This is a genomic window from Pedobacter sp. UC225_65, from assembly GCF_042698365.1.
GTDB lineage: Bacteria > Bacteroidota > Bacteroidia > Sphingobacteriales > Sphingobacteriaceae > Pedobacter.
The window spans coordinates 1,911,187-1,924,299 of sequence record NZ_CP170550.1 but is presented as its reverse complement, the minus strand read 5'-3'; the positions used below and the strand labels follow the sequence as shown (position 1 = coordinate 1,924,299).

16 protein-coding genes are annotated in these 13,113 nt (G+C 36.1%); 6 read left to right on the top strand and 10 right to left on the bottom strand.

Annotated elements, in window-relative coordinates:
• Window positions 1–71: 71 nt before the first annotated feature.
• The gene (locus ACFJIZ_RS10155) at window positions 72–758 is read left to right on the top strand and encodes a DUF4397 domain-containing protein (protein WP_379093135.1); all 687 of its coding nucleotides are present in this window, start codon (window positions 72–74) and stop codon (window positions 756–758) included.
• Window positions 759–830: 72 nt separating this feature from the next.
• The gene (locus tag ACFJIZ_RS10150) at window positions 831–1,505 is read left to right on the top strand and encodes a VTT domain-containing protein (RefSeq protein ID WP_379093132.1); all 675 of its coding nucleotides are present in this window, start codon (window positions 831–833) and stop codon (window positions 1,503–1,505) included.
• Here ACFJIZ_RS10150 and ACFJIZ_RS10145 read toward each other — a convergent pair.
• The 7 genes from ACFJIZ_RS10145 to ACFJIZ_RS10115 all read right to left on the bottom strand — a co-directional run bounded on the left by ACFJIZ_RS10145 (window position 1,502) and on the right by ACFJIZ_RS10115 (window position 7,526).
• A complete protein-coding gene (locus ACFJIZ_RS10145) occupies window positions 1,502–2,101 on the bottom strand; it encodes a zinc dependent phospholipase C family protein (protein ID WP_379093129.1) in 600 nt (199 codons plus the stop codon). The two genes, ACFJIZ_RS10150 and ACFJIZ_RS10145, sit on opposite strands and share 4 nt — an antisense overlap.
• Window positions 2,088–2,459 carry a hypothetical protein gene (locus tag ACFJIZ_RS10140; protein ID WP_379093126.1) on the bottom strand — a complete coding sequence of 124 codons (372 nt, stop codon included), beginning with the start codon at window positions 2,457–2,459 and terminating at the stop codon, window positions 2,088–2,090. The genes ACFJIZ_RS10145 and ACFJIZ_RS10140 overlap by 14 nt, the downstream gene beginning before the upstream one ends.
• 36 nt (window positions 2,460–2,495) lie before the next feature.
• Entirely contained in the window at window positions 2,496–3,008 is a 513-nt protein-coding gene (locus tag ACFJIZ_RS10135) for a ClbS/DfsB family four-helix bundle protein (RefSeq protein ID WP_379093123.1), read from the bottom strand.
• Window positions 3,008–3,460, bottom strand: coding sequence for a DUF1569 domain-containing protein (locus tag ACFJIZ_RS10130; protein WP_379093120.1), 453 nt, complete (start codon window positions 3,458–3,460; stop codon window positions 3,008–3,010). The genes ACFJIZ_RS10135 and ACFJIZ_RS10130 overlap by 1 nt, the downstream gene beginning before the upstream one ends.
• A 32-nt stretch (window positions 3,461–3,492) precedes the next feature.
• Window positions 3,493–4,728, bottom strand: a complete 1,236-nt coding sequence (locus ACFJIZ_RS10125; protein ID WP_379093117.1) for a DUF3999 family protein — start codon at window positions 4,726–4,728, stop codon at window positions 3,493–3,495.
• Window positions 4,706–7,060, bottom strand: coding sequence for a DUF2339 domain-containing protein (locus ACFJIZ_RS10120; protein ID WP_379093114.1), 2,355 nt, complete (start codon window positions 7,058–7,060; stop codon window positions 4,706–4,708). The genes ACFJIZ_RS10125 and ACFJIZ_RS10120 overlap by 23 nt, the downstream gene beginning before the upstream one ends.
• Before the next feature lie 85 nt (window positions 7,061–7,145).
• The gene (locus ACFJIZ_RS10115; RefSeq protein WP_379093111.1) at window positions 7,146–7,526 is read right to left on the bottom strand and encodes a VOC family protein; all 381 of its coding nucleotides are present in this window, start codon (window positions 7,524–7,526) and stop codon (window positions 7,146–7,148) included.
• 342 nt (window positions 7,527–7,868) lie between these two features.
• On the opposite strand from ACFJIZ_RS10115, the gene ACFJIZ_RS10110 reads away from it, so the two are divergent.
• The 4 genes from ACFJIZ_RS10110 to ACFJIZ_RS10095 all read left to right on the top strand — a co-directional run bounded on the left by ACFJIZ_RS10110 (window position 7,869) and on the right by ACFJIZ_RS10095 (window position 10,632).
• Window positions 7,869–8,696, top strand: a complete 828-nt coding sequence (locus tag ACFJIZ_RS10110) for a helix-turn-helix domain-containing protein (protein ID WP_379093108.1) — start codon at window positions 7,869–7,871, stop codon at window positions 8,694–8,696.
• A gap of 45 nt (window positions 8,697–8,741) precedes the next feature.
• The gene (locus ACFJIZ_RS10105) at window positions 8,742–9,851 is read left to right on the top strand and encodes a helix-turn-helix domain-containing protein (protein ID WP_379093105.1); all 1,110 of its coding nucleotides are present in this window, start codon (window positions 8,742–8,744) and stop codon (window positions 9,849–9,851) included.
• Window positions 9,852–9,914: 63 nt separating this feature from the next.
• The gene (locus tag ACFJIZ_RS10100) at window positions 9,915–10,337 is read left to right on the top strand and encodes a response regulator (RefSeq protein ID WP_379093102.1); all 423 of its coding nucleotides are present in this window, start codon (window positions 9,915–9,917) and stop codon (window positions 10,335–10,337) included.
• Between the two features lie 157 nt (window positions 10,338–10,494).
• Complete coding sequence (locus ACFJIZ_RS10095) at window positions 10,495–10,632, top strand: hypothetical protein (protein WP_379093099.1); 138 nt, start codon at window positions 10,495–10,497, stop codon at window positions 10,630–10,632.
• Between the two features lie 86 nt (window positions 10,633–10,718).
• Here ACFJIZ_RS10095 and mazG read toward each other — a convergent pair whose 3' ends face one another.
• The 3 genes from mazG to ACFJIZ_RS10080 are packed head-to-tail and all read right to left on the bottom strand — an operon-like array spanning window position 10,719 to window position 12,948.
• On the bottom strand, window positions 10,719–11,525 hold the full coding sequence (gene mazG, locus ACFJIZ_RS10090; protein ID WP_379093096.1) for a nucleoside triphosphate pyrophosphohydrolase: 807 nt from the start codon (window positions 11,523–11,525) through the stop codon (window positions 10,719–10,721).
• Between the two features lie 2 nt (window positions 11,526–11,527).
• Entirely contained in the window at window positions 11,528–11,833 is a 306-nt protein-coding gene (locus ACFJIZ_RS10085) for a hypothetical protein (protein ID WP_379093093.1), read from the bottom strand.
• Complete coding sequence (locus ACFJIZ_RS10080) at window positions 11,833–12,948, bottom strand: AI-2E family transporter (protein ID WP_379093090.1); 1,116 nt, start codon at window positions 12,946–12,948, stop codon at window positions 11,833–11,835. Before ACFJIZ_RS10080 ends, ACFJIZ_RS10085 begins: the two co-directional genes overlap by 1 nt.
• Window positions 12,949–13,113 lie beyond the last annotated feature (165 nt).

Sequence of the window (13,113 nt, the reverse complement as noted above, 5' to 3'; positions counted from 1 at the left end):
TTATAACATAGAGTAATGGCTTGGTTTTTGACCGAGCCATTCTTATATTGACCAGATGTTAAACTAAAATTATGAAATCAACGCTACCTCAGGCAAAACCACGTTTTTTTGGTGTACTATTTATAGCTTTTATAACTACAGTGTGTCTAGTTTCTTGTAAAAAGGACATTCCAACAGATGTACCTATTATGGGTAAGGAAGCTAAGGTTAAAATAATTAACGCAGCACAAAGCACCGGAGATTTTTACCTGGACAAGAACAAGGTCAATAACCAAGTTTTGGCTTTTGGCGAAAGTAGTGACGTTAGGGTAGCATCTGGATCTAAAAGTGTATCTTTTTATGCAAATGGGACACAGGACGTTTCTACGACCATCAATTTCGTATCTACCTTTTCTTACACTGCATTTTACATTGAAGATAAAAATGGTACGGGAGAGATTTTAGCTTTCGAAGATAACGTTGGCTCTACTGAAGCTGGTAAAGCAAGGGTACGTTTCATCAATTTAAGTCCTAATTTTACCAATCCTATCAATGTTAATCTGCCAGGTAGTACCTTATTGGTTAATGCACTGGGTTTTAAAGAAACCTCATTGGATTTTTCGATAGAACCCAACCTGAATTTAGGGATTTCTGTTATTGGTGCCAGTGGTGTTAAAGTTATTGATGGAAGTGAATTTGAAGCAGGCAAGGTTTATACTGTTTGGATCAGTGGAACATCAAATGCCAACCTTAGTATAAATAAAATTACCTATAATTAACATCAAATTTCCAAAATAGGTAGACTTTACAAAAGCATATGCCTATTTTTGTGGAAATTAAAAACACACCTTTTGGAAATTTTCGATCTACTCCTCCAGTTACTTACTGATACCAAGCATACATTAGAGGTAATTATGCAAAACTATAAGACTTGGACCTACCTCATTCTATTTATCATCATTTTTGCTGAAACAGGTTTTGTGGTAACTCCATTTTTGCCAGGCGATTCGATGTTGTTTGCAGTTGGAGCATTGGTTGCAGGAGAAGGAACCGGTTTAAACATCTGGTTCATGTTGGTGATCCTGATAGCAGCTGCCATATTGGGCAATACCTTAAATTATAGACTTGGTAAGTATTTTGGTATCCGTGTATTTAAAGAAGACAATAAGATTCTAAAACTCAAATATTACCATCAATCTCATGAGTACTTTGAAAAGCATGGTGCAAAAGCGATCGTTTTTAGTCGTTTTTTACCAATTTTCAGAACAGTAGCCCCTTTTGTTGCTGGTGCGGCAAATATGTCTTTTGGTAAGTTTACCTATTACAATATTATTGGTGGTATAGCATGGATTACGAGTTTATTGTTTGCAGGTTATCTATTGGGTAAAATTCCATTTGTAGAGAAGAACTTTGAGATTTTGGTGGTAGTGATCGCAGTAGGAACTTTCTTACCTGTTATCTTTGCTGCGCTAAAATCATTGTTTAAAAAGAAAGAAAAGGTTGAAGACAAAGAGGCGAAGCGCTAAAGTTCTCTTCCAATAATCTTCCCTTCTTTATAGCTTTTGTTTTCCAATTCTTGCTGTTTCTTTTCTTCAAGTGTAGGTTCTATTTTGACCAGATTTTTTAGCGTTGGTTGCCCGGCGTCTACCCAAGCAGAAAACCAGAATGATCCAGTCATCAAAATAGCAGAACGCATTTGTTTTTCTACCATACCTTCCATTTTGTCTTGATAAGCCTTGGCATAGGCAGCAGAATATTGTTTGATTACGGTATTGCCCCGTTCAGAAAAACTATACTTTTGATCAGCCGGAAATGAGCTGTTCAGTTCTGCCTCAAATCTCAATACGGTGTCTAATAGACCATGCGAATGTTTTACAATTTTCCAAGCTGCTTTTAAAGGATTATCGCAATAAACAGCTTTACCCACCAAAAAATTATAATTTCCGGCAAACAGTTCTGGTATCCTGCTTTCCCAAAATGCATGCAAACCAACTTGATTGGTAAGTTGACCATTGTGATTGATCGTGGTGTGTAAAGGAACATGTGCATCGCCAATGTAATGACCCAATTCTGCAGAGTATTTCAATATTTTTAAGGAATCGTGTGTTTTAAAAGCTTTCACCAAACTGTAATAGGTTCTTTGGATTCTGCCAGGGTACAATGCCACTAGTATTTAGTTTCTTTTGACCATATTTAGCTAGGGCATCCTCAAATTTTTCGGGAATACTATCGATATGTTTTTCGTAGTCTTCTACATCCAAATAATGCCTAGGTGCTTCTAAGGTGTCAATGTAGCGGCGTTTATCCGGATCAACGGCATGTTCTGTGATATGTTTGTTAGCCGTTTTGTAAAAGTTGAGCATGCCAACTGGTAATGTAAATATAGCCAGTTGATTAATTCTGCGATGGGCAAAAAAGCCCCAAGAAGTACACAATAATAGAGGGATCATCAACAATAGTAAAATCGTTAATCTTTTCATAAATTCAAGATAAGAAAAAGAATGGTATGGTAGAGATTATTTTAGTTGCTTAACCTTTTTCCATTTGCTGACCCGACCTCTGGCGTTTTTGTAGGGAGATGAAGTATTGAATTGTATCATCCGACCAAGCGTCCACTTTTCATACCATGGCACATGATACAGTTCTTCATTAGTTTTTGTCGCTATCAGCGCTAAAAGCTGTGTTACAGTTTGATCTAATTCCCCAAGTAACTGTTCCAAATTAGCATTTTGATCATCCTTGTAGAATTGTTGGGCCAATAGGCCCAATTCATTCCATTTAAAGCCAGTTTCTGGAAAATCTACTACTTGTCCATTGTCTTTTTTGTAGTTCCATTTCAATACCAATTGTCCCCAGCCAATTAAATAGGCAATAAGGTCGTTTATGCTCATGGTAGTGTTTTTGGCATGCCCATCGAGCTCTTTTACACTTGCTTTGTCACTTGGTATGGTTTTCAGTTCAGTTGTTAGTTTACGATAGCTGTCTCTAATTGCTTTTGCAAGCTCTGCCTTGTTCTGAGGAATTGCCATTACACACCAAACTGGCTTAGATGATGGTCTAAATGTTTATAGAACATGTTGTTCCATTGAGTTACGGTCAATCTTCCAAAAGATAAGGATTCTTTCTGGTCAAAAAAGCTTTCGCCAAGGTCTCTTGTCTTTTCAATATAAGCGATCAAGCGGGCTTTTTCTTTTTCAAAATCTTTCGTAGTAGTAATGATAAATGCGGGAGCAGTCTGGCCATTCTTTTTGTAAGGCTTGTCATTCACAACACTTTCTTTGACAAACCATTTTATGATCAATTTTAAAAAGCCATTCGGTGCTTTGTGGATGTTATCGTAAACCATTTCGTAACTTACACAACAATGTGCCAGCATTTGTGCCACATTCATTTTGCCCCATAACGCTGGGCTATCTGGTGTTAACTTGTTTATTCTTTCGATAAGTTCGTCAGTAGTTTCAGTTTGGAAAATGTTCTTCATTGTTTATTGGTTTGAGTGAGAAAAGATAGAGTTTAGTTTTTTAACATTTTAAAAGCAAAGAAACCCAATAAACAAATGATCAATACCATTAAGCCCCAAAGCCAGATTTTATTTTCAAATAAAGGATTTTCTGTTTTTGTAATAAAGGTGGCGTTCTGTTCTTCATCGCCTATGTTTAATGCAGTAATACCAATCGGGATCTTACTTTCAAAATTCTTGAGTTCATAACTTGGGGCTGTTGCATTTTTATAGCCATAATAAAGTGAATATTGATAAGCTGTCTGTTCAAATCTGGCTATCAGTTCAGATATAGGCCCTTTTAACGCAATGGAGTTCAATTGCAGTGGTTTGTTGTCATTGTTTTCAATGGTAATCTTTAAACGCGAAGTTAAGGTATTGCTAAAGTTAAATGCAGTGTTCTCTAATGAACTGATGGTACCTTGATACAGCGTTTCATAATTATATTGCATGCCTTTGTCTGTTTTGAAACTATCCGTCACACATTCAATCTTCAAGGGTCTGTAAAAATCAAATCCATGTTGTACATTGAGTTTAAGGTAGGATAGGGGGCTAGGGTTGGCCAAATTCACATCAATAATACTGAGTTTGTTTTTGGTGTCATGATGCAATTGGTAAGATTGGATAACAACTGCAGTATCAATGCCTCTTAAAGTATCTGTTTTTAGGATTTTGGCTGCTTTAAGTGTAGGTTGTTCATTGGCTTTGACCAATATCCTAAAATAACTGTAGTTGGCCTTCGGAAAATCAAGCTGGGTAAAATGATAATCGGTGCTGCTGTTAAAAATAGATAAGATGCGGTAGTCTTTTAAAATGGTAAACCATTCGTTATTGTTATTGCTGCCTTCTAAAGTCACTTTCCAGTCGAAGTTTTTTTGCCCAAAAGAAAGCCTGATCTGGTTGATTGGTGTAACGGAAGCGGCCGATTGAAAGGTATAATAGTATCCCTGTGCATTGTTGCTCTGGTTGATGATGTTAAAGGGAGTTTCGCTTTCGATGACCTGATTGGCACTTTGTTCCAAGATATAAGGTACCTCAACGGTATCTTTCCCTTTTATGCCATATATCCTTAGGTCGTTCAGATTACGTTGCGTATGCTTAAATAAGTCATTAGGTAGTGTTAAACTATGCCAATTACTTGTAACCCCTTTTAATACTCTTTGGTATTGATACTGTTTGAGCTGTGCTTTTACACTTAGGGTAAAGCAAAAGAATAGGGCTATTAGTTTAATTTTTTGCTTTAACATCATCGTTGATCAAGTGTTTGTATTTGTTGTAAAGGAATGAGATGATTAGAAGGAGTATACCCAAAGAAATGAAAACAATGGTTCTTGAAATGGTACCTAAAGATGAAAGGTCGTAAAAGCACAATTTAACTAGCGTAATGCCAAATAAGATGATGGCACCAACACGTAGGTACTTTTTGTTCTTCCAAAGGCCCATACTGATCAAAAATAATGAATATACGCCCCACAAGATACTTAACCCTAATTTATAGCCATTTTCAAGACCATTTAACTGCAATAGTTGCAACAATTCACTACTCAATACCCAAAGGATGGCAATGTACAACAGGTAATCGAAGGCTGTACGGAATTTCAGTTTGAACAGATCTGATTTGCTTAACTGATAGCAAACAATAATTAATCCTGCAAAAAATGCAAGTGCAATATATCGGATACCAATATTGGTCATGCTGCTGCTAAAGTATTTGTCCGATTGTAAGATATAGGCCTCTCGTAGTTCACTTAAAACATATAGACCTTGGGTTAAAAAAGCCAAGATAACCAATACATTGATTATCAGATTAGTTACAGCAAGTTCTTTGCTCTTTATTTTTTGAAGATTGAAGTAGGTGAGCACAGCGGCAAAGAAAAGGGTATAGCAATAAACCCAAGTAGTTTTAAAAAGGCGATAATTCTCATTGTAGGCGTAATTACCTACTTTTAAACTAGGTGTAGTATTAATCTTAGTGTTTTCGTAGGCATCTTGAAAAATATTGGCAATCTCTATCCGAAAGGTATAATACACCGTAATGATCAAAATGGTTGGTATACAATAGGTCATTACTTGCCTTACCGATCTAGTTGTGCCAGCTATCGACTCTTCTTTTGCCTGTCTGTTGATTAAAAACATGCCTAAAAAAGAGGCAATACATAAACAGGAGCTTAAAAAGCCCACATTAAAAAATGCTTGATGTGGGGTGTAGTCATTAAGGTAGCTAAACTCACTTGAACGGAGTGCCCAGTCTTGCAATAAGCTAAAAAAGGCTAAGAAGATCAAAGGAAAGGAAAGCTTTTCGTAAATGGCAATATGTTTTGTTCTGCCAAGGTAAAACAGAATAAATGCTTCTATTGCCCAGAATATGGTCACCCAGTTGCCATTTAACTGAACAGGAACAGCCATGGTAATAAAGGTGATCACCATTGCGAGTATAAAATAGAACAAATTTTTATCGGCAAGTTTTCTTTTATAGATGATCAGGCTTACTACAAAATGGATAATGGCATTGCCGAGTGTAAATAGTCCTAAAAGCTCGGTTGCCTTTGGGTTTTGTAACAGCGCATAATAACCAATGCCATAAAAAATAAAGGAGTTGAGCAATAAGATAATGATATCAATGATCTGGAACTGCTCTTTCTTAATTACTTTATAAGCCAGATTGGTAATGTAGAACGTGATAAAAAAGATACCTGAGAACAGCATGGAGATATTGAAATAACCTGCATGTGCTTCCAAAGGTATCCGCCAGGCTAAAAATATAATCCAGGATAATGTAAATGACGAATAGAATAATGATTTCCAGTATTTCTTAAAGGCCAAAACAAGGATGCCGGTATTGATAATGGCCATGTAGCTAAATAGAATTACAACCTTTCCAGAACCATCACTCAGTAAAAAAGGAACGGCATAGGCACCAACCAAGCCAATATGGGCAATTACCTGCTGGTTGTATTTGATAGCTGCCACTACTGTAAATGAAGTGAAAACCACCATTAGACCAAAAGTTAAGAACTGTGGAATCAATGCATAATAAGCATAGGCAGCATAAGTGATAAAATATAGGATAGCAATTGCACCACTTAACAATACTGCACTAAAACTCTCATATTTTGTTTTTAACTTGATGGCAAAAGCCATAAGACCTGTACCCATGGCATAACCTAGGATAATGCGGGTCAACGGACTGATCATTTCATGGTCGATGGCATATTTTGCGCCAATAGCCACGCCAATTATCAAGATCAAAATCCCAATTTTATTGATCAGGTTTTCGCCTATAAACTTTTCAAAATCTGATTTCCCCAAATTTTCACGTTTAAACTTATCTGTAAAACTTGGCTGGGCAAATGGTTTAGGTTGAATAGGCTTTGCGAAACTTGGAGGAGTGTTTTTCGGTAGGAAGGTAGGCTGTTGTATTGATTTTTCAGTGAAGATAGGCGCATCAGAACCAGAAGATGATCGAATCTGTCTGATTTCTTCTCTTAAATGTTTGATTTCTGCTTCAAAATCTTGCTGTCGCAAAAGCAAATTTTCTATTTTTAATAACAGTAGATTCAGTTGCTCTTCTTTTTTGTCCATTGGTAAATGGTGTAAATAACCGTTGTTCTTATCTTTAAACTATCAATATAGGAAATAATTCGAGATTGGCTATAAAAAACGGGTATTAATCACCAATAGTGATCCTAAAACCATTACAATCTTTGATCACAAACTCTCTGCTTCCGTAAATCCTTTTAACAATACCTTCTATAATTTCGGCATTTTTTGCTTTTACTTCCTCAAAAAACTGGTCGATCTCGGGCACCCAAATGATAAAATCGGTATTTCCTTTTCTGAAGTCATTGTTTGTTTTAAAATTCTCGGTATCTGCTTTTCCAAAATGGATCTGAAAACCATCCCGTTCTACCATTGCATAAACAGGTGGATCCATAAAATAACCTATAATATTAAAGCCCAGCACATCTTTATAAAAGTTGGCTGTTTTTACAACATCGGGTACAATTAATTGAGGGGCAATTCCATATAATTTTGCTTTTTCAGACATGTTTTCAACCTAAATTAGGATACCAATTTAATGAAAATTCCAATCATTAAAGTATTGAATTAATTAAGATAATATGTTAGTTTTGTACTGATCACCCTTAATGATATGTTCAATTTTAATTATGCTAGCTGGCTTCAATCGTCAGATAGGGCAAAAAATGAGTTTAACCTCATCGCTTCCCTTATCCTTATACTAAGTTGTATAAATATATATTATAAGATCAGTTGGACGGCTACAGGTTTTGTTTCTTTAGTTAATCTTTGGAATCCTAGTTGGTTGCTTTTTGGGCCATTGTTGTTTTATGGATACCGGGTGTTTACAGGACATCCCCTTAAAATCAGTTTGAAACAGAGTTTGCATCTGGCCCCTTTTTTTCTGTTTGCCGTCTTTTTTACCATCGCTTACTTTGGTACAGACATGAATAATCCTTGGGAGAGCACTTCCTTTAAATATTACCAAAATAGCTTTATTGTCATTGCAATTTCCCTACTCAGTTACAGCATCTACATCATTAGAAGAGTATGGCGTTTTGGGGTTGATGATAAACCATCTACAGAATCACTCATCCTCTCTATAGCTGCCATTTACATATTAATCAGTTTGATCACAAGCCTAACATTTGTAGTTTGGGGTGTTGTTTATTTTGATATGGGTATTGATTATCGATTATTTGCCTATGCATTGCTTCTTTTCTCTGCCATTGCCATTGTTTGGTATTGGGTATTTGGAAGAGACAATAAAACAACTGATGAGTTGAATGAATTTGCTCAACCCAACGGATACCTTAGGAGTTATACGCATTCGGCATTGAGCGAGACATTGGCCATTACCTATAAAGACCGCATTACATCTTGTTTTAACGATACCACAATCTATTTAGATTCAAATCTTTCTCTCGAATTGTTAGCTAAAGACCTACAGATACCGAAGCATTATTTATCGCAATTGTTTAATGTTTATTTTAAGAAGAGCTTTCATAGCTTTGTTGCAGAATATCGCATCAAATATGTACTAGAACTGTTAAACACCAACAATGGAAGGTTAAAGATTGAATCATTGGCCTATTCTTGTGGTTTCAATTCAAAAACCTCATTTAACAGGTATTTTAAAGAAAAAACAGGTTTTACACCTTCAGCGTATCAAGTACAATTGAACCGCCAAAGTGCATAGAGGTTGATAAAATTAGATTATAATTTTCATCTTGTTCATCCCTTTATGTTCCAAATCTTTCCCCTAATCCCTTTTACGTTGCTGATCGTTTGCGTATTGGCAATAGTTACTTTTTATTTGGCTTACCGTTCGCCAGATAAAAGTGCCTTTGACCGTATTTTGTTATGGGGTATTTTTTATATTTTTCTGCATAGTTTTTATGTATTTATCATCGAAGTGTTTTATGCCAATGAGCCTTGGAGAGATCAATTGATACCTTTTGCATTTGGTTACGGTCCCTTTTTGTATTTTGGTATGTTATCGTTGAGGGATAATAAAGTACAGCTATGGAAGCTTTTTGTACATCTGATTCCCTTTGTGGTCTATCTTATTCTTTTTGGTCTATTGGTTTTTGATGTCCTTGAAAATACCTTGATCATGCAAAAAAGAATTGGCAAACACATTTTCATTTTGGGGCCAATCTCTTTTGTTACTTATGCCGTCTGGTCTGCTTTTGAAGGAAAAAGATTGTTTAAAGAGAAATTTAGGCAAAAACTAGCCATGTTTGTGTTTGCAAGGATATTGTTGTTGTTTATTTCCCTGATTTTTATCATTGTATTTTTTTCTAAAAAGGTTGCAGAAGACCAACAAGCAGTTTATCTATTAAGGATGGTGATATATGTGTGTATGCTCTTGGCTGTTTTTATGATCTTTAGTTATGTGGTAGACAAGTTGATAAAGCCCAATGCAACGCTAACAAAAAAGAGAAAAATTGTTGGACCAGTGTCTTCCATAGAATTGGCCAAATACGAGCGCTCGGCACTGTCTGAACTACAGTTGATAGATTTTGAAAAAAGATTGGTCTATGCGGTTAAGGAAGAACAACTTTATTTAGACCAGGAGCTGTCTTTGTCAAGTTTGGCGGCCCATTTACGGATTCCTAACCACCACCTTACGCAGGTATTCAGCATGCGGGTTAAACAAACATTTTATCAATATATCAATGGGTTTAGGATTATGCATGCATGCGAGTTGCTACAATCAGCAAATAAAATGTTAAATCTCGAAGAACTTGCAGAAAAAAGTGGATTTAATTCAAAAGTTTCTTTCAATAGACAATTTAAACAGATCATGGGCTGTACGCCTTCTGCCTATCGCAACCATTTATCAATTTAATTCGTATATCATCCATATGGGGCGGTGTTCTTGATACATGGATCAACACAGTACTGTTTTAAAATGTTTATAATTTCAATCTACTGTTCACAAAATCAATTAGAAATTTTGCAAGAAAAGCTTAAATCCGTACTGATAGTAGAAGACGAGTGGGTCTTTAGCATGATATTGAAACATATGGTTAAACATATGGTTGATGAGCCTTTTATTGCCCAAGCAGCAGATGTAACTGTTGCCCAATCGTTATTAGAACTAAAGAGATTTGATTTATTGCTATTGAATATCTCCTTAACTCACTTCAATTGTTCACCCGAATTTATCTTTTCAATCAAGAAGCGTTTTCCTACCATGAAAATCATCGTCTTGTTTGAGGTTGACCTTCCTGATCAAAGGGCGTATCTCAATTCAGGAGTACATTGTTTTGTCAAAAAAATAGGGGATGTCCATACCAAACTCAATGAGGCTATTTTCTCTGTATTTAAATAAAACAGAGATATTTTCTGTAAAATTATGTTTGTTAACTAATGATTAAAATGTTTCATCCGTGTGGCGTGGACGTCATGCCACACGGATGAAACCTATAAATGACATCCAACCTTACATCTTTGCTCAAGATTTAAATTACAACCAATAAGCCAAAAAAATGAAACTTGAACAATCTAATTTGAGGATGAGCACAAAAAGAAGAAGAGACAATATGATTGCCTATACCATTATCTGTATTGCAGTTTTTGCTTTTGTAATTATTGTAATTGATACGTTGGTTCAAAAATTTGCTTAATCCTAATTGCACACCAGAGGGAAGGTGTTAAAAAGTGTAATTATGCTCCGCTTTCCCTTCTAATAATTTTAATTACCTCATAGGGGTTATAACTTTTTGGCCTCGTTCCAATACACGTCCATTTCTGCCAAGGTCATATCCTGTAATGCTTTTCCATTTGCCTTGGCTTTGCTTTCTAAGAACTGGAAACGTTTAATGAATTTTTTATTGGTTTTTTCCAACGCATTTTCTGGATTGATATCTATAAATCTGGCATAATTGACCAAAGAAAAAAGAAGGTCGCCAAATTCTCCCTCAGCTCTGTCTTTATCAATGTGCGCGTTCTCGGCAATATTAAATTCATCTTTAAACTCCTGCAGCTCTTCTTCAACCTTTGCCCATACCTGCTCTTTTTCGTCCCAATCAAAGCCCACACCACGGGCCTTCTCTTGGATCCTACTGGCTTTAACTAATGCAGGCAAAGAAGCAGGAACACCGCCTAAAACAGAGGTGTTACCTTCTTTTAGTTTGATCTGTTCCCAGTTTCTTTTTACATCTTCTTCATTGTCTACTTTAACCTCTCCATAAATATGAGGGTGACGGTTGATCAATTTTTCACATACGCCATTTAAAACATCCGTAATGTTAAATGTTTCAGTTTCACTGGCAATACGGGCATAAAAAACCAAATGCATCATCAGATCACCTAATTCTTTTTTGATTTCCTGCATATCGCCTTCTAAAATGGCATCAGATAATTCATAGGTTTCTTCAATCGTCAGGTGTCTTAACGTTTCCATGGTTTGTTTTTTATCCCATGGACATTGGGTACGAAGGGTATCTAACACGGTCAACAATCTTAAAAAAGCGGTATCAGGACTTGACGTAGCAGGAGGAGGAGTATTTGCAGGCATATTTATTTGATAATATTAAAAGTAATGAGCATGGTGGTAATAAAAAGGACGATCAAGCCTGCCAGAAATAAGACATCAGCTATTCCTTCCATCTTCGTAGAGCGAGTTGTAGTACTTTTCATGGATAGAAAAGAGAGAATACAACTGGTCATAAAGATAATAATGGCCAAGGCAGCACCCTCGTCTATGTAGGAGGATTCGCTCAGCTTTGATATTTTTACTGACGTTAATACAATGAAGCAGAAACCCAGTAGGTTGGCTGAGGTACTTAGGATATGAGGTGACCTATTCGGCTTTTCTTCTTTCATTATTCAGCGTCTTCTAGCTTGATTTTTTTGGTAATTCTATAAGTTCTACGTTTTCTAGGTGTTTTATACCCTTCGCCTAGTAAAATTCCCCAAGCTTGTAAACCATCTACTCTTTCGAAAATTATTTTCAACATGGCCAGGTAAGGGATGCACAAGAACATACCCGAAATGCCCCAGATCATTTCGCCAATAATAATGCCAATGAAAGCAAAAAGAGCATTGATCTTCACTTTTGAGCCCACAACCAATGGCATCAGAATATTGCCATCAATGGTATGTACACCTACAAATACCAACAGCACCAACAAAGCCTTTGCGGCACCAGCAGTTGCAAAAGTGATCAGCGCACTGATGATCAATGCTGTAGAAATACCCAAATAAGGGATGATGTTGAAGATGCCGGCAATTAATCCTAAAAGAATGGCGTATTTGACACCTAAAAGAGATAATGCAGTGATCATTAAGAGCGTAACAATCAACATCTGTAAAAACAGGCCTGTGATATACTTCTTGATGATTCGTTGGATTTCCTTTACGATATCACTTACTTTGGTTTTGTGTTCTTCTGCAAAAACGGTGGTTAAAAAATTGAACAATAAGCCACGGTAATTTAAGATGAAGAAAGTGAACAGGAGTGTAAATGCCAAAAACAGTAGACTAGAAGATAGTGTCAATAAAGTTGCACCGATAATGGAAGCACTGGTAGCTAAAGCCTTTTCGGTATTGTCCATAAAGATATGGTTGCCTTGACGTTCTAGATTGATATGGAATGTTTTATTGCCCCAATGCTTGAGCTCATCAAAAGCAGAACTGACCTGTTGCACCAATAATGGCCAGTCGGCCCACAATTCACTTAATTGGTCTACCAAAAAATACATTAATCCATAAATTACTGCAATCATCAAGATCACGGAAGTTAGTGCGGCAATACTTCTTTTAAATTTAAACCTACGTTCCAAAAAGCTCGAAAATGGCAGCAATAGAAAGGCCATCAACAAGGAGAAGAGCAATGGAGATAACAAGCTTTTACCCAAAATGGCCAAATAACCCAACATAATGATGGATAGAAGTACCAAAGCTAGCTTCGCAATAAAAGGCAGTGATATTTGTTTCATGATAGATATTTTAAATAAAGATAAAAGAATTATAGTTTACTAGTTCATTGGTTCATTTGTCATTGGTATTGAAAACTAAAACTAACAACTAGTTAGTTGTTCATTGGTTCATTTGTCATTGGTATTGAAAACTGGCCAATTGTTCATTAGTCATTGGTACTGATA